Origin of the sequence: Hymenobacter mellowenesis, assembly GCF_030581005.1 — a bacterium.
GTDB classification, from domain to species: Bacteria; Bacteroidota; Bacteroidia; order Cytophagales; family Hymenobacteraceae; genus Hymenobacter; species Hymenobacter mellowenesis.
Map to the genome: position 1 here is coordinate 183,740 of NZ_JAUQSX010000012.1, position 24,705 is coordinate 208,444.

Annotated in this window: 8 protein-coding genes; 4 read left to right on the top strand and 4 right to left on the bottom strand. The window is 65.5% G+C overall.

Annotated features, from left to right (window positions below; all coding sequences use genetic code 11):
• Nucleotides 1-117 precede the first annotated feature (117 nt).
• The 4 genes from Q5H92_RS20715 to sdaAA all read left to right on the top strand — a co-directional run bounded on the left by Q5H92_RS20715 (nt 118) and on the right by sdaAA (nt 4,512).
• Entirely contained in the window at nt 118-942 is an 825-nt protein-coding gene (locus Q5H92_RS20715) for a bestrophin-like domain (RefSeq protein WP_305013465.1), read from the top strand.
• 137 nt (nt 943-1,079) lie between these two features.
• Complete coding sequence (msrB, locus tag Q5H92_RS20720; RefSeq protein ID WP_305013466.1) at nt 1,080-1,550, top strand: peptide-methionine (R)-S-oxide reductase MsrB; 471 nt, start codon at nt 1,080-1,082, stop codon at nt 1,548-1,550.
• A gap of 72 nt (nt 1,551-1,622) precedes the next feature.
• A complete protein-coding gene (locus Q5H92_RS20725) occupies nt 1,623-3,500 on the top strand; it encodes a M48 family metallopeptidase (RefSeq protein ID WP_305013467.1) in 1,878 nt (625 codons plus the stop codon).
• 103 nt (nt 3,501-3,603) lie between these two features.
• A complete protein-coding gene (gene sdaAA / locus Q5H92_RS20730) occupies nt 3,604-4,512 on the top strand; it encodes an L-serine ammonia-lyase, iron-sulfur-dependent, subunit alpha (RefSeq protein ID WP_305013468.1) in 909 nt (302 codons plus the stop codon).
• 185 nt (nt 4,513-4,697) lie between these two features.
• On the opposite strand, the gene Q5H92_RS20735 is transcribed toward sdaAA, so the two are convergent.
• The 4 genes from Q5H92_RS20735 to Q5H92_RS20750 form a co-directional block, all read right to left on the bottom strand.
• Entirely contained in the window at nt 4,698-9,161 is a 4,464-nt protein-coding gene (locus Q5H92_RS20735; protein ID WP_305013469.1) for a beta strand repeat-containing protein, read from the bottom strand.
• A 313-nt stretch (nt 9,162-9,474) separates the two neighbouring features.
• Entirely contained in the window at nt 9,475-19,563 is a 10,089-nt protein-coding gene (locus tag Q5H92_RS20740; RefSeq protein WP_305013470.1) for a T9SS type A sorting domain-containing protein, read from the bottom strand.
• 212 nt (nt 19,564-19,775) lie between these two features.
• On the bottom strand, nt 19,776-23,312 hold the full coding sequence (locus tag Q5H92_RS20745; RefSeq protein WP_305013471.1) for a beta strand repeat-containing protein: 3,537 nt from the start codon (nt 23,310-23,312) through the stop codon (nt 19,776-19,778).
• Between the two features lie 334 nt (nt 23,313-23,646).
• Nucleotides 23,647-24,705 (bottom strand): hypothetical protein, encoded by a 1,059-nt coding sequence (locus Q5H92_RS20750; protein WP_305013472.1) that lies wholly within the window; start codon nt 24,703-24,705, stop codon nt 23,647-23,649.

Sequence of the window (24,705 nt, forward strand, 5' to 3'; positions counted from 1 at the left end):
TTTCGGGCCGATTAGCTTGGGAAGTTCGGCGCAAAGTTGGCCATCGTTGGCAACCATTGGCAACCCATTGCCGTGCTTTAGGGGCGCTGTTACTTTTCTTTTTCGCTTTGCTGCCGCATGTGGCTTGCTTTCGTCGATTCGCCCTGGTCCACGCTGGCCTATCCGTTTACCTTGCTGGCGGCGGTGCTGCTGGGCGTGGCCTACGCCCGCCGCCGCTACCACGGCCACCAGCGCCGCTGGCAGACGGTGGGCATCGAGGGCGGTATTTTCAGCATGTATGGGCTGCTGCTCTCGTTCACGCTGGTGGCCTCGGGCAATGCCGTGCGCACCCGCGATGCCGCCGTGCACACCGAAGCCGCCGACGTGCTGGCCCTCTCGCAGCAAAGCCTGCTGGCGCCGCCGGCCCTGCGCGCGGCCACGGCGCGCCACCTGCGCCGCTACCTGGCCCTGCAACTGCAGCACCCCACGCCCACGCCCGAGCAGTGCCGCCGCCAGATTGGCGAGCTGAGCGCCGCCAGCCACGCCTTCACCCAGCGGCTGGCCGCCTACGCCGCCCGGCACCCCGCCGAAACCGCCGCCGTGCAGAGTCTGCAAAACCAGGCCGGCGCCCTGCACGCCACGGCCCTGGCGCTGCTCTACTCGTTCCGGGAGCGCACGCCCAGCCTGATTGTGGTGGCGCTGGTGTGCCTCTCGTGGGCTATGGGCTTGCTGGTAGGGTTCATGAACTCGTTTCAGCCCCAGCCCAGCCGGGTGCTGCCGGCCCTGTTTGTGGGCACGGCCGCGCTACTGATGACCACCATCCGCGACCTCGACGACCCCAGCCGCGGAATCGTCACGCCCGATTACGAAGACCTGTTCCGCACCCAGCAGCTGCTGGGCACCTACGCGCCCGCGCCTAGCCCGGCATCGCCCGTCGATTCGCTGCGCCAAGTGCCGGACTGAAACCGGCGAGCAACTCGCCAGCCAAAGGCAGCCGCGCCAGGGCGTAAGGAAAAGGCCGAAGCAGCGTCTATCGAACGCGGCCGGAAACCTCCGGGGAGCGGCCGCGTTTACCTTACTCCTACCTCAATTCCGCTGATATGCAAACCTGGAACGACGTCATCCGCCTCGCCAACCACCCCATTCCCTCGCCGCGCCGCGTCGAGAAAACGCCCGCCGAGTGGCGCGCCCAGCTCACGCCCGAGCAGTACCACGTCACCCGCGAGCACGGCACCGAGCGCGCCTTCACCGGCGAGTATTGCGAGGCCCACGAAGCCGGCCTCTACGCCTGCGTGTGCTGCGGTACCCCGCTCTACGACTCGCGCACGAAGTTTGAGTCGGGCACCGGCTGGCCCTCGTTCACGCAGCCCGTCGACGAAAGCGCCATCCGCTACAAGAAAGACACCAGCTACGGCATGACGCGCGTGGAAGTGCTCTGCAATGTGTGCGACGCCCACCAGGGCCACGTATTCCCCGACGGGCCCGCGCCCAGCGGCCTGCGCCTGTGTATCAACTCGGCCAGCATCAAGCTGGTGACCGAGTCCGAAAAACAACCCACTTCGGCGGCTTAATATTCAGCTGCTTCGCGTAGCTTAGGGCTTGATTGGCAGGGTGCCAGTCAAGCCCTTTTCGTTGCTACCCCAATGACCCGCGAAGCCTTCGTTGCCCGCCTCGAACACCTTCACCCTTTGGCCCTGGCCAACCCGAGCGCCTACCGTTGGCGGGTGCGCCTGTGGGCGCTGCTGGGCTACGGCTTCATTCTGCTGTTGCTGTTGGGCACGGTGGGCACCATGCTGGGCGTGCTAGCCTTGCTGGCTTTCGGCACGGCCGTGGCGCTGCTGCTGAAAGTGGGCTTGCTGCTAGGCTTTTTTGCCTGGAAAATCATTCGCTCGCTGTGGGTGAAGTTCGACCCGCCGCAGGGCCGCGCCCTCACGCCAGCCGAGGCCGCGCCGCTGTTTGCCGAGCTGCGGCAGCAGTCCAAAGCCATGGCCGCCCCGCCGGTGCACCGTGTGCTGCTCACTACCGATTTCAACGCTTCCATCGTGCAGCTGCCGCGCCTGGGCGTGCTGGGCTGCCCCCGCAACTACCTGATGGTGGGTTTGCCGCTGCTCCAGGCCCTGAGCCCCGAGCAGGCCGCCGCCGTGGTCGGGCACGAACTGGGCCACCTGCGTGGCGGCCACGGCAAGTTCAGCGCCTGGGTCTACCGCGTCAGCCAGTCGTGGGGGCAGCTGTTGGGCCAGCTCGAAAGCCACGGCGCCGGCACCTGGCTGAGCAAATTTGCCAACTGGTACGTGCCGCGCTTCAATGCCTGGTCGCACCCGCTGCGGCGGGCCGATGAGTTTGAGGCCGACGCCGCGGCCGGGCGCGTGACGAGCCCGCAGGCGCTGGCGCAGGCCCTGTGCGCGCTAGTGGTGCGCGACTCGGCCATCGACAAGCTGCACTGGGACGTGGTGACGGCCAGCATCACGGCCCAGCCCTTCCCGCCCACCGACGCCATCAGCCGCCTGCTGCCGCTGGCCAAAAGTGCCCGCCTCGACGATGCTACCGAAGGCGACCTGCTGAAAACCGCCCTGGCCGCCGACCCCGATGTGTTCGATACGCACCCCGTGCTGCTGGAGCGGCTCGCGGCGCTGGGCCAGGAGCCCGCCGTGCCCGTGCCCCCCGCCACCAGCGCCGCGGAGGCGTGGTTTGGCCCCAGCCTGCCAGCGCTTGCCAACGAACTGGACAAAACCTGGGCCCTGGGCGTGGAAGGCTTCTGGAAGGAGCGCCACCGGCTGCTCAGCACCCAGCAGGCGCGCCTGCGCGAGCTGGTGGCCCGCCACGAAGCCGGCGAAACCCTGACCCCCGCCGAAACCTGGGAGCTGGCCGACCTGACCGAAGACCACGCCAGCCCCGCCGAGGCCCTGCCGCTGTTCCGACGCCTGTTCGATGACAAGGAGCACGAGCTCGGGGCCAAATTTGCCGTTGGCCGCATCCTCACCGCACAGGACGACCCCGCCGGCCTGCCCCTGCTTCAGGAGGTGATGGACCGCCTGCCCGCCGCCCGCGACACGGGCCTGGCGTTGCAGCAGGCCTACCACCAGCGGCGCGGCGACAAGGAAGCGGCCCGCCGCCTGCAGGCCGAAGCCCTGCGCCACGCCGACCGCAGCGACGCCGCCGAAGCCGAGCGCAACACCATCAGCCAGGCCGACAACTTCCTGCCCCACGGCCTGGGCGAGGAAGAGCTGGCCGGCCTGCGCACGAGCCTGGCGGGCTTGGGCGAGCACATCAAGCGGGCCTGGCTGCTGCGCAAGGAGTTGACGCAGTTTGTCGAGCACCCGCTCTACGTGCTGGTGGTGGAGCACAAGTCGGGCCGGAGCGTAGCCGAAAACACCAGCAGATTGCTGGTAAACAAATTGGTAGAAGCTGTGGTACTGCCCGGCCAGGGCTTCATCGTGCCCCTCACAAAGGCCAACGACTGGCTCGACGCGCCCATTCGCCGCCATCCTGAAACGCTGCTGTATACTTCCGTGGCGGCCTAGCCCCCGTGCCATACTCCCGCCGAGTAGCTTTGCGCCCCGGCCGAAGACACCTTCGGCCGGGGCTTTGCGTTTATACCTTTTTCGCTCTTTACTCCCACCCGCCATGTCTTTGCTTTTTAATGATTTCGCCTCCTGGGGCGCGCACTGCGCCGAAACCGGCGAGCCCCTCTATCAGCCTGTACTGGCTTACGAAGTGGAACAAAAGGGCCGCACCGAAGACGAAATCTGGACGGGCCTGCAACGGGCCTACGACGTGATGCGCGACGCCGTGCACGAAGGCCTGACCGGCAACATGACTTCGCGCTCGGGCATGATAAACAACGGGGCCAAAAAAATCGCCGCCTCGCCCGTCACCGTCCTTTCACCCGAGTTTAAGCAGCTCATCACCCGCGCGTTGGGTGCCAAGGAGGTGAACTCCTGCATGGGCCGCGTGGTGGCCGCGCCCACGGCCGGCGCCTCGGGCATCCTGCCGGGCGTGCTCGTCACCATCCAGGATTTGCACAAGCTGAGCGACCGCCAGATTCTGGAAGGCCTGCTCGTGGCCGCCGGCATTGCCCTCATCATCGAGCAGAATGCTTCGCTGGCCGGGGCCGTGGGCGGCTGCCAGGCCGAAACCGGCTCGGCCGCGGCCATGGGCAGCGGGGCCATCGTGTACTGCCTGGGCGGGCCCGTGGAGCAGGTGTTTGCCGCCGTGGCCGTCACCATTCAGTGCATGCTCGGGCTGGTGTGCGACCCTGTGGCCGGCCTGGTAGAAGTGCCCTGCGTGGTGCGCAACGCCTCGGCGGCGGCCATTGCCTTTAGCTCGGCCCAGATTGCCATTGCTGGCATCGACCCGGTGATTCCCGTCGACCAGTGCGTGGCGGCCCTCGGCGAGGTGGGCCAGGCCATGGAAACCCGCTACAAGGAGACGGCCCTGGGCGGCCTGGCCGCCACCAAGCGCGGCAAGGAAATCGAAAAAATGGTGCTGGTGCAGGACGTGAACATCCTGCCCGACGACCCCGCCGAAATGTAGTTTGGCTACTTCACGAAGCGCGCCAGCGCGGCCTCCAGCTCGGCGCCGTGAAGGTTTACGGCCAGGATTTTGCCTTGCGGGTCGAGCAGAAAGTTCTTGGTCTGACTCAGCCAAACACTTGCCCAAAAAGCAAAAAAGCCCCGCCGGCAATGCCAGCGGGGCTTTTCAATGAGGTGTAACCCGCGCTATTCGCGCACGATGCGGCGCACATCGGTGCCGCCTTCGGTGGTCACGCGCAGCGTGTACACGCCGGTAGCCGCAGCCGACAGGTTCAACTGCGTCTGGGCTTGGCCGGCGGCCACCTTCTGGGTGAGCACCACGCGACCCAGGGCGTCAAACACGCTCAGCTGCACGGCTTTGGAGTAGCCTTTGAACTGCAGCGTGAGCATGCCGTCGGCGGTGGGGTTCGGGAACAGGCTCAGCGCCGAGCCAGCCAGCGGCTGCGTCGTGCCCGTGATGGTCACCGGCGTAGAGGCGGCCGACTGGCAACCGCCCGTGGTGGTGATGAAGCGTACCGAATAACCGGTGGGCGTGGTGGTGCCCGTCGCGGTGTAGGTCTGGTTGGTGGCACCGGGGATGGCCGTGCTGCCCTGGTACCACTGGTAGGTGGTGCCGGCGGGTGCCGCGCTGCTGGTAAACAGCGCCGTGCCGGTGGTGGGGTAGCTCACCGTTACGGTGGGCGTGGCCGGGAGCGGAATCGCCGTCACGGTGATGGGCGTGCGGGTGGCTGCTACGCAGGCCGTGCTCAGCGAAATGTTGTAGAAGTAGTAGTAAGCCGCGAGCGGCGTCACATTCAAACCACCCGTGATGCTGAAGTTGCCGCTGGGCGACGTGATGGGGAAGGACGAGCCAGCGGGCAGCGGGTTTTCGCGCAGCAGGTCGGTGATGCCGGTGAAGGCTTTCACCACCAGCTGGTAGCCGGTGCCGGCGCTGGGCACGGCCAGGTTCAGCTGCACGGTAACGGGCGTGGTGGCGCCCGAGCCCGTCACGCTGATGGCCTGCGTGGCGGCAATTTCAGTGCCTGCGCTGTTGCGCAGCGCGAAGGTGATGGTGCCCGTGCCAACCGGATAAATCACGGCCGACTGAATGGTGAGGCCCGTGGTGGTGTTGAATACCAGACCGGTATCGATGCCCAGGAAACCGGTGGTCACGGTGGGTGCCGAGCGGCCGCCAATCTCCGACGAGCCGGTGGAAGCCTCCGCATAGTAAGTGGTCGAGGCTGTGACAGCCGGCGTCGTCACCGTGGTGGTGGTGCCGGTCGTGGTGGCGCCGGTGAGGGGCGTGCCGCCCGTGGCCGTGCTGTAGAACTGCACCGTGGTGCCGGTGGGGGCGCTGGCTGTGAGCGTGGCCGTGCTGCCGGCGCAAACCGATACCGGCGACGGGGTGCCGGTCAGCTGCGGGTTGTTCACGGTCACGGCCACCACGTTCGACGTTACCACCGTGTTGCCGCAGGTTACCTGGGCGCGGTAGTAGGTGGTGCTGTTGATGACCGGCGTGGTATAGGTAGCCGAGGTGGCACCCGCAATGTTGGTGAAAGTACCCGTGGCGCTGGTGCTGCTCTGCAGCTGGATGGCGCCGTTGAGGGCGCCGGTCAGGCTAAGGGCCGCCGTGCCCGAGTTGCACAGCGAAGGCACCGACGACGCGAGCGTGCCGGCCACCGGCGCGGCCACCGTAATGGTGGGGCTGGGCGTCAGGGTGTTGTTGGCGGTGTTGGCGTCGCCCGTCACGCTCGCCGTGATGGCGAACGAATAGGTGCCCACCGTGGCCAGGTTCACCGTGGTGCCCGTGCCGGTCAGCGGCACGCTGAGTGTGGCGCCCCCGGCCAGCGTGCCGGTGTTCAGGGTGTAGGTCAGCGTCTGGGTAGCCACGCCGGTGGGGCCGGTCACCACTACCGTGATGGTGGCGGGCGTGGTAGCAAAGTTGAGCGTAGACGTGCCGGCGTTGCGGATGCTCACCGTCACGGCTTCGGCCGAGCCGTAGCAGGCGCCCGAGGCGCCGGGCGCGGCCGGAGCCACCAGGCCAGCGGCCGCGATGTCGACCGCCACCACCGTGAATTCATACGCGCCGATATCAGGCGTGGTGCCGCGCGTGGTACCAAGGAAGTCCACCGTCACGCCCGTGATGGGCGTGCCCACGTTGTTCAGGGCCACGTTGGTAGGCGTCAGGTCGTAGGGCACCGTCGTGGTCTGCACGAATTGCGGGTCCACGCTCACCGAGTTGGCTTCCTGGTTGGTAGCGGTTTGCCAGGCGGCCAGCGTGTTGGCATCCACCGAGTTGAGGCGGCCGATGCGGGCCGCGCCAGTAGAACCTACCGTCACATACAGGTCGTTGTAGTTTAGGGTGCTGCCCGCGATGGTCGTGCCCTGCTCGTAGTGCGCGTAGAGCGGCGTGGTGGTGGTGCCGCCCGTGCCGCCAATGATGCTGAAGATGTTGTTGCGCACGTCAATGTTCGTGGCCGTGGCCGTCACGCTGGGGTTGCCGTTGGCGAAGGCGGCCGAGCCGGCCGTGCCGCTGGCGGCGCTCAGTTGGCCGGTCAGGTACACCGTGTTGTACACAATCTGCTCGCCGTAGCCGCCGCCCAGGTTAATACCCACCGTGTTCCAAGTGCCGCTCACGGCCGTCGAGTTGATGTTATACACCAAGTTGTTGTCGAGGCGGTTGGCGCTGGCGTTGGTCGCCGCGCTAAGCCCGGCGCCAATGCTGGTGTTGATGGCCCACACCTTAGTGGTGCTCGTGCCGGTGTAGGTGATGTTGTGCACCGAGTTGCGGCTGATGACTGCGCCCTTGCTGTCGGCCAGGAAAATGCCGTACAGGTTGGCCGTGGTGGTGCCGTTGGTCAGGTTCTGGATTTCGTTATTACGCACCGTCAGGCCCTGCTGATACACGGCGCGCAGGCCTTCCTGGCCGAAGCCGTTGGCCGTGCCGCTCTGCCCAATCTTGTTGTCGATGAACGAGTTGCTCTGGTCAAGCACCGTGGCCGACACGCCAAACACGAACACGCCGTAGTAGCCTTTCGAGATGACGTTGTTGGTGAAGGTGTTGTTGGAGTTGGCAGTCGGGGTGCTGGTGGTCGGCGCGGTCACGCCCGCGCCGCCGCCGCCCAGAAACACCGTGAACTGCGGGAAGCCCGTACCCGAGTTGCCTCGGATGATGGTGTTTTTCACGTTGTTGAACGTGGCACCGTCGGAGGCCGAAGCGGCTGCCACCCACAGTACCGCGTTGCCGGTGCCCGTGGCGCTGGTATTTTCAATCGTCAGGTTTTGCGACGTCGTGCCGGCGTTCGAGCCGTCGATGGTCACATAGTCGGCGCCATTGAGCATGAGCACGGCGCCGGTGGCCACGCTACCCGTGATGGTGCTTGTTACGCCCGTGTTGGGCTTGATGGTGAGGGTGTTGGTGGCCGAAGCCGTGCTCACCGAGCCAAACCGGATGGGGAAGGTTTCGGCCGTGCCGTAGCTGGCATCCAGCAGCACAAACGTGACGGCGCCGGACAGCGTCGCGGAGTTGTAGGCGGCGGCGGCGGCGGTGAGGGTGGCGTAGGTGCGCGTGGGCTGGGGCGAGGTGCCGGTGCCCACGTAATAGATGCCGCTGAGCGTAGCCCCGGCCTGCGTGGTGAACGTGCCCGAACCGGCGGTGCTGCCGCGGCCCTGGCCCAGCGCCACCACTTGCACGGTGTAGCCGGTGTTGGCGGCCAGGCCCGTGAAGTTATAAGTGTAAGTAGTCCCCGTGCCCGCCGTCGTCGTCGAAGGCACCACGGCGGTGGTGGCGGCGCCGCCGGCCGTGGGCGTGATGGTCACGGCAAAGCCGTACTCGTTGGTCGAGTTGTCGGTGAAGGTAACCGTGGCGCTGGACGTGTTAATGGCGCTGAAAGTCAGGCCCGAAGGTGCCAGCACCGCCCCGCCAGCCGGCGTGAAGGAATAAACCTGGCCGGTGGCGGGCTTGGTGGCAATGGTGGTGGTTTCGGAAGTGGAGCTAACTGTGGGCGCTGCCGTGGCGTCGCTCAGCGACAGGAAGTTGCCCGCGCTGGTGCCCACCGCCGTGATGCCGATGGAAGCAGACGGCAAGTTGACGGCGCCGGTCTCCTGCTGGTACACAAACTCCACGTGCCCATCGGCTTCGTACAGCTTGGCCTGGAAAGACATCACGGGTGCCGTCGCATTGTAGTTCCATTTCGCGTTGAGCCACTGCACCGTGAGCACCCGGCTGCCGGCTGTGCCGCTGGTCAGGTAGGAGATGTTGCTCGCGGAGGTGATGTCCAGGTCGTCCCACAGGGGTGCCAGCAGCGGCCGGGTGGCTCCGGTGCTCAGGTTGTTGCTGAACACCGAGCCCACTTGGCTGCCCAGGCCCATAAAGCCGTTGGTGCTGGCCGAAAAAGTGGTATAAGCCACCCCGTTGTACACAAAGGTGAAGCCGATGGGCAGCACGGCCGTCACGTCGTCGTCGGAACTAGCGCCGGTGGTTGGGGCGGTGGTCGCCCCGCTCAGCGCCGTGAAGGTGCCCGCGCTGGCGGCAAAGGTGTAGTTGGTCAGGCTTTGGGCCTGGGCGCCAGCCACGCCCAGCAGGGGCAAGGCCAGGGCCAGCACCGAACGGGCCCAGCTTTGCCGGACGCGCGCCCAGCCGGAGCCGGAAGAATGTAAAGGTGTGTGCATAAGGGTGAAGAATTTGGTGAGGGAAAAAAGTGAAAGATGAAGAGATTGAAAAAGCAGCAGCGGTTATAGCTGGAGACTAGCAGCGCTAACGGAGCGTAAATTAGGAATTATTCCCATACCTCATCGGAGCGAAGCCTTGTGGACCATTCTTTTGACCAAATCTTTGCTGAAAAGAGCAAGCTGAGTTGGCTTTTGGCGCATTAAAACGGGGTTTTTTTAAGCAACCGCACCACAATTAGTACCTACTCCCCCCAACACGAAAAAAGCCCCGCCGGCATTGCCAGCGGGGCTTTTCAACGAGCAGACCCTGCGGTTACTCGCGCACCAGGCGGCGGGTTTCCACGCCGTCGGCGTTGCTCAGGCGCAACAGGTACACGCCCGTGGCTACCCCCGACAAGTCGAGGGCGTGGGTGGTGGTGCCGTTGTTGGCGGGCAGCACTTCGCTGGCTATCACGCGGCCCAAGGCGTCAAGCACCGAAAGCTGCGTCACAGCGCGGAAACCGCTCAACTCCAGCGTCACCTGGCCGGTGGGCGTGGGGTTGGGGTACACGCGCAGGCTGCTGCCGGCAATGCTGTTCTTAGCCGAGGTAACAACCAGCGGGGCCGAGGGCAGCGACACGCAGCCGTTGGCGTTGGTCGTCGTCACGGTGTAGGAGCCGAGCTGCGAGGGCAGGCCGGTGAGCACCAGCGTCTGGCCGGTAGCGCCGGTCACCGGGTTGATACCGAGGTACCACTGGTTGCCGGTGGTAGCGCTCGACGTGAGCGTGGTGGTCGGGCCATTGTAAGCCACCGAGATGGTGGGCGTGGCCGGGCGCGGGTTCACCGTGAAGGTCGTGGTGGCCGTGGCCGCCGCGCAGCCGCCAGCGGCGGCTACCGTGTTGGTCACGGTGTAGGTGCCCGCCGTCGAAGACGAGAGCGTGATGGCGCCCGTCGTGGCGTTAATGGTCAGGCCCGTCGTCGAGCTGAACGTGCCGGCCGAAGCGCCGGTGCCCAGCGTGGGCGTCACGGCTGCCGTCGAGCCCACGCAGCCGGCCGAAGTGGCGTAGCTGAACGTGGCTGCCGGAGCCGCCGTGATGGTTACGCTGGTCGTGGCCGTCGTGGCCGCGCAGCCACCCGAAGCCGCTACCGTGTTGGTCACGGTGTAGGTGCCGGGCGTCGAGGCACTCAGGTTGATAGCGCCGGTCGTGGCGGTAATGCTCAAACCGGTGGTCGACGTGAACGTGCCGGCCGTAGCACCCGTGCCAAGAACCACAGCCGGAGCCGTAGTACCGCTCACGCAGAAGGTCGACGAAGTGCCGTAGCTGAATGTGGCTACCGGCGCGGCCGTGATGGTCACGCTGGCCGTGGCCGTCGTAGCCGCGCAGCCACCCGAAGCCGCTACCGTGTTGGTCACGGTGTAGGTGCCGGGTGTAGACGAAGAGAGCGTGATGGCGCCCGTCGTGGCATTAATGGTCAGGCCAGTGGTCGAAGTGAACGTGCCAGCCGTGGCACCCGTGCCCAGCGTTACGGTCGGGTTGGTAGTGCCGCTCACGCAGAAGGTGGGCGTGCCCGTACCGTAGCTGAACGCAGCCACCGGACCGGAGGTGATGGTCACCGTGGCAGTAGCCGAGCTGCCGCAGGCACCGGCCACCGTGTAAGTCACAGTGTAGGTGCCGGGCGTCGAGGAGCTGAGCGTGATGGCGCCAGTGGTGGCGTTGATACTCAGGCCTGTGGTCGAGGAGAACGTGCCGCCCGCCGTGCCCGTCACGTTGGGAGTGGGGTTGGTGCCGGTAGCGCAGAACGTCGTGCCCGAGTAAGCAAACGTGGCCGAGGTGGCCGGCGTGATGGTCACCGTAGCCGTGGCCGTGGCCGTAGCGCAGCCGTTGGCGGCGGCGATGGTGTTGGTCACGGTGTAAGTGCCAGCCGTGGAGGTGCTAAGCGTGATAACGCCGGTGATGGCGTTAATCGTCAGGCCCGTGGTCGAGCTGAAAGTGCCGGCCGTAGCACCCGTGCCCAGCGTGGGCGAAACGGTGCTGGTGCTGCCGGCGCAGTACGTCGTGGCCGCCGGGTAGGAGAACGTGGCCACCGGCGCTGCCGTGATGGTCACCTGCGCAGTAGCCGTCGTGGCGGCGCAGCCGTTGGCGGCCGCCACCGTGTTGGTCACGGTGTAGGTGCCCGGCGTCGAGCTGGCGAGGGTAATGGCGCCGGTGGTGGCGTTGATTGTCAGGCCGGTGGTCGAGCTGAACGTGCCGGCCGTGGCGCCCGTGCCCAGCACGACGGCCGGGGCCGTGGTGCCGCTCACGCAGTAGCTCGACGTAGTGCCGTAGCTAAAGCTGGCCAGCGGGGCGGCGGTAATGGTCACCGTGGTCGTGGCCGTAGCCGCCGCGCAGCCCCCGCTGGCCGTGATGGTGTTGGTCACGGTGTAGGTGCCAGGCGTCGACGAGCTGAGCGTAATCACGCCGGTGCTGGCGTTAATCGTCAGGCCCGTGGTCGAGCTGAACGCGCCACCGCTGGCACCCGCGCCGAAGCTGGGGGCCGGGTTGGTGGTGCCGCTCACGCAGTAGCTCGGGGGGGTGCCGTAGCTGAACGTGGCCACCGGCGCTGTGGTGATGGTCACCGACTGGGTGCTGCTGCTGCCGCAGGCACCAGCCACCGTGTAGGTCACGGTGTAGGTGCCGGGGGCCGTGCTGCTGAGGGTGATGGCCCCAGTAGCGGCGTTGATGGTCAGGCCCGAAGTGCCGCTAAACGTGCCGCCGGCCGTACCCGTCACGGTAGCCGTGGGGTTGGCGCCCGTCACGCAGAACGTGCCGCCACCGTAGCTGAACGTAGCCGAAGTAGCCGGGGTGATAGTCACCGTCGCCGTGGCCGTAGCCGTAGCGCAGCCATTGGCGGCCGCGATGGTGTTGGTGATAGTGTAAGTGCCGGCCGTCGAGGTCGAAAGCGTAATGACGCCGGTGGTGGCGTTAATGCTCAGGCCCGTGGTCGAGGAGAACGTGCCAGCAGTAGCACCGGTGCCCAGCGTGGGCGAAATGGTGCTGGTGCTGCCGGCGCAGTACGTCGTCGTTGTCGGGTAGCTGAAGCTGGCCAGCGGGGCCGCCGTGATGCTCACCGAAGCCGTGGCCGAGCTGCCGCAGGCACCGCTTACGTTGTAAGTCACGGTGTAAGTGCCGGGCGTCGAGGCGCTCAGGTTGATGGCGCCCGTCGTGGCGTTGATGGTCAGGCCCGAAGTCGAGCTGAACGTGCCGCCGGCCGTGCCTGTCACCGTCGGCGTGGGGTTAGTGCCCGTCACGCAGAACGTGCTGCCTGCGTAAGCAAATGCGGCCGAAGTAGCCGGCGTGATGGTCACGGTGGTGGTAGCCGAAACGGCAGCGCAAGCGCCGCTGGCGGCCACCGTGTTGGTTACGGTGTAGGTGCCGGCCGTCGAAGTGGCGAGCGTGATAACGCCGGTGGTGGCATCAATGGTCAGGCCCGCCGTCGAAGAGAACGTGCCGGCCGTAGCGCCCGTGGCCAGCGTGGGCGACACGGTGCTGGTGCTGCCAGCGCAGTACGTCGTAGCCGTCGGGTAGCTGAAGCCAGCCACCGGGGCCGGGCTGATGCTCAGCGCGAAGGTGGCCGTAGCGGCTGGGCAGGGCGTCGAGCCGGTCGAAGTCAGCGTGATGGTCACCGTGCCAGCGGCCACGTCGGCGGCCGAAGGCGTGTAGGTAGCCGTCAGCGTGCTGGCATTGGGGCTGAATGTACCCGTGCCGCTGCTGGTGTAGGTGCCGCCCGTGGCCGAGCCGCCCACTGCGCCCGTCAGCGTATAAGCCGACGTGCCGCAACTGCTGCCCGTGTTGGTGCCGAAGCTGGCCGTGGCTGGCTGCGTCACGTTCACCGGAATGGCGGTGCGGGTAGCGCCGGCGCATTCGCTGTTGAAGGTCAGGTTGAAGAAGCTGTTGTAGGTCGTGTTCGAGAACGAGGTCGAGGTGGCCGCGTTGTACGAGCCGCGCACCGTGAGCGGGCCCGACGTAAGCGGGTAAGTACCGCTGTAGGTGGTGAAGCGGCCCAGTGTGCCCGAGGAGTTCGAAATCCGGTATTCACCGGCGGCCAGGGCGTAGTTCAGCGGCACCGTGACGCGGGTGCCCACCTGGGCGGCCGTCACGGTAATGGTCACATCCGAACCAGCCACGGCCGTGGTGGTGCCGCCGGGTTGCGTGCCCGCGGTGCTGTAGAGGCGGATGGTGAGGGCGCCCGCGGCGCTCGGGTACACATCAACCGAAGCCAGCGTGCCGGCCTGCGATACCGCGAAGCCCAGCGGATAATCCGTGAGCGTGGCCTGCGCGAACGTGCCGTTGCTGGCCGAGTTATCGGCCAGGCCCGCCACGCTGCTGCTGCTGGTGTAAGCTTCGGCATAGTACGTGGTGCTGGCCGTGAGGGCTGGCGTGGTGTAGCTGCCGGGCGTGGTCGTCGTCAGGGCCGTGCCGCCGGTGGCCGCGCTGAAGAAGCGCACCTGGCTGCCGGTACCGGCCGTGGCCGTGAGCGTAGCCGTGTTGCCGGCGCAAATGGCCACCGGCCCGTTGGTGCTGGCCACCACCGGGTTGGTTACCGTGATGGTGCTCACGTTCGACGTGGCCACGTTCGAGCCGCAGCGCACCTGGGCGCGGTAGTAGGTGGTGCTGGTGAGCACCGGCGTGGTATACGCAGCGCTGGTGGCGCCGCTGATGTCGGTAAACGTCACGTTGTCCGGGCTGCTCTGGTACTGGATGCTGCCGTTGGCGGCACCAGCCAGGCTCAGGGCAGCCGTGCCGCTTACGCAGATGGTGCTGCTGGCCGGGCTCAGGGTGCCGGCCACCGGGGCCACCACCGTGCGGGTGGGGGCCGGGGTCAGGGCGTCGTTGGCGGTGTTGCCGTCGCCCGTCACCGTGGCCGCAATGGCGAAGGTGTAAGTGCCGGCAGCCGCCATGTTCAGGGTCGAAGACAGGGTCACGTTCTGGGTGGCGCCGACGGCCAACGTGCCCGTCGTGATGCTGCCCGTCAGGGTTTGCGGGCCCGTGGGCGTGGTCACGGTAGCCGTCACGGTGGCCGGGTTCACGCTGAAATCAAGGGCTTGGGCACCCACGTTGCTCACCGTTACCGTCACGGTTTCGGCGCTGCTGTAGCAGCCCTGCGTGGCAGTGGGAGACACCAGGGCCGTGGCGGCCAGGTCCACGTTGGGCAGCAGGCGCACCTGCACGTTGTCGAGGCCGATGTCGTAGCTGCCGAAGTCGCCGGTGCCCCGGAAGCGGATAACGCTGGTGGCCGAGGTGGCCGTCAGGTCCAGGGTGCGCGTGCTGAAGGAGGCCGAAGTGGCCACGCTCAGCAGCGGGGTGGTCGTGAAGGTCACGCCGCCATCGGTCGAGAGCAGCACGTCCAGCTTGCTGCCGTCGGTCGATACGTTCACGTAGTCGAACGTCAGGCGCTTGGTGCCGGCGGCGCTCAGGTCCACATAGAAGTCGAGCGCACCCGTCACGCCGGCCGTGGTGTAGTAGCTGTGGAAGCGGGCCGCGTGGGCGCTGCCCTGGCTGCCGCTGGGCGAGAAACTGCCCAAGGTGGGCGACGTCCAGTTGGCGCTGGCGCCGTCGTCTTCGCGGCGCCACGAGTTGTTGCCCGTGGTGGGCGTGTTCAACCAGCTGGCCGATGGCACCTCGCGGGTGTCGCAGCGGCTCAGCCAGGTGCTCTCAAAGCCCTCCGTGGCGGGCAGCGTCGCATACACGGGCGGCGAGCAGGCCGTGCGGAAGGTGCCCGTGGCGCTGGGTGAGGTAGCACCCGTGCAGTTCGTCGTCACCGTCACGGTGTAGGTGGTGCTGGGCGTGAGGCCGGTGAGGGCCACCGGCGAGCCCGTGGGATTGGGCGTGACGGTGGCGGCCGTGCCGCCGGCCGGCGTGTACGTCACGGTGTAGCTGTTGGCCCCGCTCGCGGGCGCGGTGAAGGTGACGTTGGCCGTGGTGGGCGTGATGCTGGCAAACGCCAGGTTGCTCACCGCCTGGCAAGCCGGGGGTGTGAATTCGTAAGCCCCGATGTCGGGCGTAGTGCCGCGGGTGGCGCCGGTGTAGTCCACCGTCACGCTCGTGATGGGCGTGGCCACGCCGTTGAGGGCGGCGGCGGCGGGCGTCAGGTTGTAGGGCGCGGTAGTGGTTTGCACAAATTGCGGGTCCACGCTCACCGAGTTGGCTTCCTGGCCAGTAGCGGTGCGCCAGTCGGCCAGCGTGGTGGCGTCCACCGCGTTGAGGCGGCCGATGCGAGCCACGCCAGTGGCGCCTACCGTCACGTACAGGTCGTTGTAGTTCAGGGTGCTGCCTGTGTAGGTGGTCAGCGTGGTGTAGTGCGCGTAGAGCGGCGTGGCAGCCAGGCCCGTGCCGCCAATGATGCTGAAGATGTTGTTGCGCACGTCAATGTTAGTGGCCGCCGTGCTGCTGATGCCGTTGCCGTTGCTGAACGCCGCCGAACCGGCCGCGCCGTTGCTCAGCTGACCGCTCAGGTACACCGTGTTGTAGTAGTACTGGTCGCCGTAGCCGCCGTTGTTGTTGATGCCGCTGGTATTCCACGAGCCGCTGGTGGCGGTCGAGTTCAGGGCATACACCAGGTTGTTATCGAAGCGGTTGGCCGAAGCGTTGGCCGCCGTGTTGAAGGTGCTGGTCGAAGTCAGCGACGAAATGCCGTAGAGTTTCGCCGTGCTAGTGCCCGTGTAGCTCAGGTTGTGCACCGTGTTGCGGGTCACCACAGCGGTTTGCACGTCCTGCAGCACAATGCCGGTCATATTCGAAGAAAACGTTGTTGTCGGGTTCACGATGTTTTGCACCTCGTTGCGGCTCACCACCGGGCTCAGGGCGCTGGCCACCACAATGCCGTACTGGTTGATGTTGGTAGCGGCGGCGGCCGTGGCCGCGCCAATCACGTTACCCGTGATGACGAGGTTGTCCAGGCCACCAACCGAGGTATTGGCGGAGCCAAAAGCCTGAATACCGGTCGTTACGCCCTGGATGCTGTTGTTTTGCAGGGTCACGTTGTCGTTGTCGGCCCCGCCCAGCGCAATGCCAGTGGTGGCGTTGGCCGTGGTGCCGCCGCCCAGCACGTTCACGTTGCGCACTGTGGCAAACAGGTTAGCCTGCGCCTGGCCGGTTTGCGTGAGCAGGCCCACGCCGTAGGTGTTGGCCGTCAGGGTTGTGTTGCTCAGGGTCAGGTTGCGCGTGGTGCCGTTGGCGGTATTCGAGCCGTCAATGGTCACGTAGCGGGTGCTGGCCAGGGCCAGCACGCTGCCCGCCGCCGTTATCACCGGGTTGGCCCCCGTGTTCGGCTTGATGAGCAAGCTATTGGTGGCGCTGGCCTCGGGGTTGTTGAAGAAAATGACCGGGAACGTTTCGCCCGTCGTGGCCGAGTATGCGTTGTCGAGCAGCAGGAAGGTCACCGCGCCCGCCAGGCCGCTGCCGTTGTAGGCATTAGCGGCGGCGGTCAGGGTCGCGTAGGTGCGGGTGGGGTCGGGCGAAGTGCTGGTGCCCACGTAGTAAACCCCGTTCAGCGTGCTCAGCACGGTGTAGGCATAAACGGAAGCCGGGTTCGTGCTGAACGTGCCGCCCGCCGGGTTCGACGACACGTTGCCCGGCACGTCCTGGGCCACCACGTAGTACTGCACCACGTCATTGGCCGCCAGGCCCCCCAGCGCAGCCGCGCTGATGGTGAAGGTGTAGCTGCTGCCGCTGGTGCTCGTGGCCAGGGCCGAGGTGAAGGCCCCGCTCGTGCCCTTGCGGAAGAAAATGCGCGGCGGCGCGCTCGTCGAAATGCCGCTGGGGTCGGTGATGGTGGCGGTTAGGGTGCGGTTGCCGGTGCTACTGGAGTTGGTCAGGGGCGTGAACGTGATGCTCGGGCCCGTCAGGTCCTGCAGGGTGAAACTGCCCTCATCGGCCCCGATGTCGGGCGTGCTGGCGTTGCGCGTCTCGCCGTCGTAGTCGGTGGTGATGCTGATGGGTGTGCCGCCGCTCTCCACCTGCGTGGGCGTGCCGGTGGCAATGTGCAGGAAGTTGGCCGCCGAGCCGGTGGTGCTGGCAAACGGTGGGTTCTCCGTCACGGCCTGCTGGTCGCGGTTCACCATGAAGGCTTTGTAAGCGGCCAGCGTTTGCTGCGCGTTGGTGGCCGTGGTGGTGCCTTCCACGTAAATCAGGTTCGTGGCCGAAGGCGTGCCGGCGAAAAACAGGTTGTTGTTCGACGTGGTGGCATAGTTGGCAGGCACCGTGCCGGCCGTGCCGCTGATGCGCCGCAGAACCGCCGTGTAGCCGCCCGTGCCCGCCGCCGTGCTCGTGTTCACCACAATGTTGTTGCGGGCATCCAGCGTGGACGTGGTCGAGCCCAGGTAAATGCCCGAGGTGCCGAAGGTGGCGCCCGTGCTGCTGGTGTTCAGGTAGAGGGTGTTGTAGTAAACGTTGACCGTGGTGCCGCTGCCGATGTTGAGGCCGGTTACGGCCAGCAAGCTGGTTGAGGCCGGCGCCGACAGGTTGCCAATTAGGTTGTTTGCCACATTGTTGGTGGTGCTGCCCAGCAGGTTGGCGCCGTACACCACGCCGCCGCTGCCCCCGGCGCTCAGGTCGTATATCTTGTTCAGCGTGAACGTCTGGTTGCCGGTGTTGTAGTAAATGCCGGTTACCGTCCCCGAGCCACTCGACGTCAGGTTGCCCACCGTGTTCCGGCTCACGGTCTTCGGAAAGTCGCTGGTGTAGGAATAAATGCCGGTTACAATGTTGCCAGTGCTCGTGTTGGCGCCGCCAATGGCCAGCCCCGTCACCGTGTTGCCGGTGTTGCTTTCCGCCGTGCTGAGCGTCGCAAAATTGTATATGCCGTACACTACCGACGCCGTGCTGCCGCTGGTGTTGGGAATGGTGTTGTTAGTGATGACGTTGTTGCTGGCCGCAAACGTGCCGATGGTGCCACTGTAGCCCAGGTGCATGCTGTAGAGCGCGCCGCTGCTGCCCTGCACCTGGTTGTTGCTCACCGTGTTGCCGGTGGCCGTGAGCGTGGTGTTCGTGCCCGACGGGTTATTATAAATACCGTTCAGCACGCCCACCCCGGTGTTCGAGGCCACGTTGTTGCTGATGGTGTTGTTGGTGAGCGTCAGCGTTGTGATGCTGGCCGTGGTGTAGAAGCCGTGCAGGCCCACCGGCGCACTGGTGGAAGTGCTGCCCACGCCCGACTTGGTGTTGCCGGTAATGGTGTTGCTGCTGGCCGTCAGCGCCGTGGCCGTTCCCGTCTTATAAATGCCGATGACGTTGCCGCTGGTGGCGGCCGAGTTGTTCAGCACCTGGTTGCCGGTGATGTTGATGGCCGTTGAAGCCGTGGTGGCGGCATCCTGAATGTAGTACACCGCGCCGCTGGCGCCCGTCAGGGCGCTGTTCTGCACCTTGTTGTTGGTAATGGTGGAAGTCGTGACCGCACTGCTGCCGTTTTGCAGAATGCCAATCACCGTCGAGGTCGTTGCTGTGGTAATCGAAACGGTGTTGTTGTTGAGCAGCACCGTGCCCACAATGCCCGTGGCCGTGCCCGTGCCCAGGCCGATACCATACACCGTGGAGCTGGTGTTGCCGGCCGGAATGGCGATGGTGTTGTTTTCCACCTTCAGGTTCTGTTGGAACTCGGCCCGCACCCCGTATACGCTGGTGTTGCTGCCGCCCAGGCCCGTCAGGGTGTTGCCGGCGGTGGTACCAATTTCGTTGCCCGTGTCGGCGTTGGCCGCCGTGCTGGTGTTGCCGGCCAGGTAAATGCCCAGGAAGGCATTGGCCACCGTGTTGCCGTTGAGCTTGATGCCGCTGTTGGCGCCGGCGGCGCTCGTCGCCGTCACGGCCGTCGTGGCCGTGGCCAGCGAGTTAGCGCCCCAAATGCCAATCGTGCTGGTGTTGGTTTTGTTGAGCGTGATGGTGGCACCCGAAATGTTGACGTTCTGGCAGCCGTCGGTGGCCGAAGCCCGGAACAGGGCGTAGCCGAACTCCATCTGGGTGGCCGTGGTCGTGTTGGCGCTGTTTTCCGCCACGTCAATGTTGGCAAAGGTCACGTAGTCGGACCCCACCAGCGAGATAATGGCGTCCTGCGTGCCCGTGCCGGTGGCACCCGCCGTCAGCACGGGGTTGGCGCCGGTGCCCGCTTTCTGGAACACGATGGGGTTGGCGCTGGTGCCGGTGGCCGTGATGGCCCCGGCTGTGGGCGAGGCAAAGGTTTCGGTGTAGCCCGCTGCCACGTTAAACGTGACGCCGCCGGCCCCCACGCCCCCAGCGTTGAGGGCCGTGATGGCCGCCGCCACCGTGGCGTAGTCGCCCGGAATGGCCTTGGTGCCGGTGAGCTGCGCGCGCGCCGTGGTGGCGCTCATCAGCGCCAGCAGCGTCACCGCCAGCCACCGGCCCAGCCGGTTGCTTAGAAAAGGTGTGTGCATAGAGGTTTGGAAATAGGTGGGAAAAGTGAAGAGTGAAGTAAAAAATGAGAAATGAAAAAAAGGAATCAAAACTTTGCTAAAGGCAATAGCGGCGTAAATTAGTCATTATTTCAAGTTGTCGCTGGATGCTGAATGCCCAACGCACCTGGCTACTCGACAAAAGAGCCTCCAGACATGGTCCAGAGGCTCTTTTTTCACGGCAAATAGACAAACTACTGCTTCACTACCCGCAGCCGCACCAGCCGGCCGGGCAGGGCCACCTGCAGCACGTATACACCCGCCGGCACGGCGGCTAACTCGCATAACGATACTTGATTGGGGCCCGCCACCAGGCCAACCTGCCGGGTCAGCACCCGGCGCCCGGTTGCATCGATGAGGGTGAGCAGCGCGTCGGGCTGCGCCTGGGGCGCCTGCACCGTCAGCACGAGTTCATTGCCGAAGGGCTGGGGCGCGGCTTGCAGCGTCGCCCCGGCGGCCAGGCCGAAATCGAGCACCCGCACCGGCGAGAAGCTGGCCGTGCCATCGGCATCGAGTTGGCGCAGGCGGTAATAGCGCAGGCCGGTTTTGTCGGTTTCGCGGTCAAGGTAGGCGTAGCGGTGCGGCGTGCTGCTGTTGCCCGCCCCGGCCACAAAGCCCAGCGTCCGGAACGTGTGGCCGTCGGTGCTCAGCTGCACCTCAAAGCCGCGGCTGTTTTTTTCGCTGGCCGTGGTCCAGGTCAGGGCCGCGCCGTCGCCCTGACGGGCGGCTTCAAACGCGCTGAGCTCCACGGGCAGGGGCGGGCCCAGGCGGAAAGTGCCCTCGTCGGCGCCCAGGTCGGGGGCGGTGGCGTTGCGGGTGTCGCCGTCAAAATCGTCCGTGAAACCCGCAATCGGCTTGCCGCCGCTTTCAATCTGGGTGCCGAAGTTGGGCTTGATGTGCAGGAAATCGGCCGAAGTGCCGGTGGTGCTGATGAAAGGCGGGTTCTCAGTGAAGGAATCGGCCTCTTTGGGTGCCAGCAGCAGCTTGTAGGCCGGCAGGTCCTGGGCCGTCACGGTGCCGTCGGTAAACAGCACGTTGGCGGCCGACGGCGTACCGGCCCAGTACAGGTTGTTGTTGGTGGCCGTGCCGAAGTTGCTGTTGGTAGTATTGGCACCGTTGCGGCGCAGGGCGGCCGTGGTGCCCGAGCCGTTAGGCGTCGACAGGTTGGCCACCACGTTGTTGCGCAGCGTGACGAGGGGCGCGGTGGTGCCTAGCTGCACACCCGCAGTGCCGAAGGTGCCGCCGGTGCTGCTGGCGTTGAGGTACACGGTATTGAAGTACACGTTGGCGGCTGTGCCGCCCGTCAGGCTCAGGCCCATGACGGCGGAGGCGTTGCTGGCGGCCGGGGCCCGGAAGTCGCCGAGCAGGTTGTTGGCGTAGGTGAAGGTGCCGCCCCCGGTTTGGGCAATGCCCGCCACGGTACCCGTGGCCCCGGCCACGCTCAGGTCGTACAGCTTGTTGCGGGCCACGGTGGTGCCCGCGCCGCCGCCCTGCAGCAGGGCCACGCCCACCACGCTGCCGCTGCCCCCGATGCTGAGGTTGCCGACAACGTTGCGCAGGTAGGTCTGCACCGTGGCCGAGGAGCCGCCGTTGCTGGCTATGCCCTGCACCACGTGGCTGGTAGCGGTGCTTGTGCCGCCAATGCTCAGGCCCGTGATGACGTTATCGGTCAGGGTTTCGGAAGGCACCGTGGTGCCGTTTTGAAAGTAGCCGTAGGCTTCCGAGATGTCGCTTGTGCCGGCGGTATTGGGTATTGCGTTGTTGCTGATGGTGTTGGATGCGAATGTAAGGGTGCCGCTGCTCAGCGATGCCCCGTAAAAACGGCCGAACGTCCCCGTCAGCTGAGTGCCGCTGACGGTGTTGCTGCTCACCATGACCGGGGTGCTGGTGGGGTTGGCCGCATCTACCCGAACGCCATAAAACTGCCCGGTTCCGCTGCCGATATTGTTGGTTATCTGATTCGAGGAAATAGTGACCGCGGCCGCCCGCGCACCGGCGCGGTAGATGCCGCTGATGGCGGAGCCGGTGGCACTGCTGTTGCCCGTTATCACGTTGCCGGTGATGGTGACGGTTTGCGGGGTGGTGCCGTTGGAGCTGGCATCGAGAATGTAGGTTACGGTATTGCCGGTAGCCGTGAGCGCTGAGTTTTGAACTCGATTGTTGCTGATGGTCACGTTGTCGAGGTTGCCGCCCCCGCCTTGCTGAATGCCGAAGATGTTGCCCGTCGACGCCGTGCTGATGGTCACCGTATTGCCGGCGATGAGCAGGGTGCCCACCATGCCAGTCGACGAGCTGATGCCGGTGGCAATGCCGCGAATAGAAGCTGAGGTATTGCCGCTGGGGATGTTGATGGTGTTGTTTTCAATGCGCAGGCCGCTCTGGTAGTCGGCTCGAATGCCGAACACGTCCGTTGAAATCGAGCCGCCGATGTTGGAAACCGTGTTGCCCAGCGTCGAACCCACCCGGTTGTTCAGGTCCGGGAACGAGCCAGCCGTATTGTTGCCGTTGAGCGAGAAACCCAGGTACGAATTGGCAATGGTGTTGCCATCGAACTCGTTGTCCGAATTGGCGCCCGTCGCGTTGGTCGCAGTTTGGGCCGTGCCGCTGATGTTGGCATTGGCCCCGTAAATGCCGATGCTGCCGCTGTTCGTCTTGTTCAGCGTCACGGCGCAGTTGCGGATGATGTTGTTCTGGCAGCCATCGGTGGCCGAGGGCCGGAACAGCGCGTAGCCGTACTCCATCTGCCGGACAGCACTAACGCCGGCATTATTAGCGTCACTCACGTCAATCCCATCGAAGGTGATGAAGTCAGCTCCGCTGAGTTTGATGATGGCGTCCTGTGCGCCGCCACTTCCACTGGCAATGAGGTTGGGCCGCACCACGGGCCGCACGTTGGAGCCACTGGCCGTCGAGTTGTCGCGCTGAAAGGTGACGCGGGTGGTAGTGCTGGCGCCGGCCACGGCGTTCAACTGCACGTTGTTTTCGGGGTAGATGAGGTTGTCGCGCACGTTGAACGTAGTGGCGCAGCTCACGCCGGCCGTGTTCAGCGAATTGAATGCTGTGGCAAACGACGTGAAGTTGTCGGCGCTGACCGCCCGGCTGTAATCAAGGGTATAGGTCCCGCAGAGCGGGCTGCCAGCGAAGCCGAACGTGGCCACGAAGTTGTTGCCGGAGTTGCTGTCGAACCGGTCACCCAGGTTGGTCGAGGCCCGCCAGTACACTTCCACCACGTAGGTGCCGCGGGTGGTGAGACCGGCGGTGAGGTTGATGTTGGCCCCGGTGAGCGTCCAGCGCTGGTCGCAGCCGCTGTTGTTGCACGTCCCCAGGTTGGCACCAAACGGCAGGTTAACCGCGGTGTATGCTGGCGTAGTGCTGCCGCGCGTGGCGCTGCCCTGCAAGTACACGCGGTAGAACAGCGTGGCCGCGGTCACGTCGCCGCCACTGTTTTTAAAGGTGCGCACCTCGGCGCCGTCCAGAATGAGCGAGGCGTTGCCGGGCGAGTAGCCGCCCGCGCCCAGCGTGGCGCCTTCGTAGGGGGTGGTATTGCCTGCGTTGAGGCCGCCGGCGCGGTCGAATCCATCGATGCGCACGGTGGTTTGAAAAATCCCAGTCTGTTGGGCTTTTGCCGCCTGCGTACCGGCCATCAGCAACAAAGCCCCCAGCAGCAACGGCAGCCGCTGCAGGCCGCGCTTCCCAGCCGTAGTTGCAAGAAAGAGTAAAGAATGGAGCATACAGTAAAAAGAGTGGTCAAAAAGCGAGTAGTTAGTAGCGCGCTTGCTGCAGCGCCCATTTGTTTTTTGTAACAGGTATATCTGTCCAAAATGCAAAGCTCGTAGTTTGTCGACCATAAAGCAAAAAGCAGCCATTTGTCGGCGCGAAGCCCAATTATTGGCGGTTATTCCTTTATCAGCGAGGTGCATAGCCAATAAAGCCTGATTGCGAAACGAAACCAGCTATTTTCCTGCCCCATCCCCGCATTATGACTGGTACCGCCGTGTCGGCCAGCGGCGGTAAATTGTCGGCCAACGGCCCCAATAAAACGGCGTGAGACGCGCGCTGCTGCGCCTAAACCGCCGTCTGGCGGGCGGGCGCCATGGTGAGGCGGGCCAGAAACTCCAGCGCCGTGCGGTAGCGGCCGCGCAGCTCGCGGTAGTGGGCCCAGGCGGCGGCCCGGTCTTCGCACAGGCGCAGGCCCTTGTCGGCGAGCAGTCGGCAGGCTTCGTCAAAATCGGCGCGGCGCAGTTCCTCGTCGTGTTCGGCGGGCAGCAGGTCGGTTGGTTCGGCGCCGGCTTTATTGTCGAAAAAGCGGTACACCCGGTTCAGGGCCAGGCAGCCGGCCTTGAAGGTGATTTCGACCTGCCGGGGGTGCGGTCCATCCACGGCGGCAAAGAGCAACGCGGCCGTGTCCAGAATAAGCCCGCCGGCCATCACCCAGGAGCGGCCCGGCTGCGGCGAGCGGAAAAACGACAAAATGGGCAGCGAGGTGTGGCTCTCCTCAATCTCGACAAACCACTGCTCCCAAGCGGCCCACTGCTGGTCGTCGTTTTGCACCGAGCCGTCGTGGTTGAGCCAGCCCAGCAGGCAGGCGGCTGTGGGGGGAGTGCCGGCCCGCAATTCTAGCAGTGCCACCGTCACCTCGCGCCGCGAAAACGCTTGGTAGATGGTGGGCAAGTACGAGAGCAGCAGCGTGAGCAGCAGCAACCCCAGCGTGGCTTCGGAGTAAGTGAGAATGCCGCCGAAAAGGCTGAAATCATCAATGGTGCCCAGCGTTAGCAGCGAACTGCCGCTCAACTGGTAGCAGTGCAGCCAAGTGCCTTCGCCCACGGCCCAGTACATGCCGGTGTAGCCCACACTCACCAGTGCCTCCCAGCACACGGGCAGCGCCACCAGCGCCACCGGCGCGTAGTGGGCCATGATTTTATCGCGCCGCTCGTAGGAGTTGGCCAGCTTGGCGGCAAAATCGAACACCACCCGGATGCCCATGAATACCCACACATTCAGCCGCACCACTTCGTTGCGCGGCAGCACAAACGAGCGAACGGCCGCCGACAACGTGGTGACAACGAGCACTGCCCCGCCCAGGCCGGTGATGATGCGCAGCAGCAAAAACAGGAGGGGCGGCAT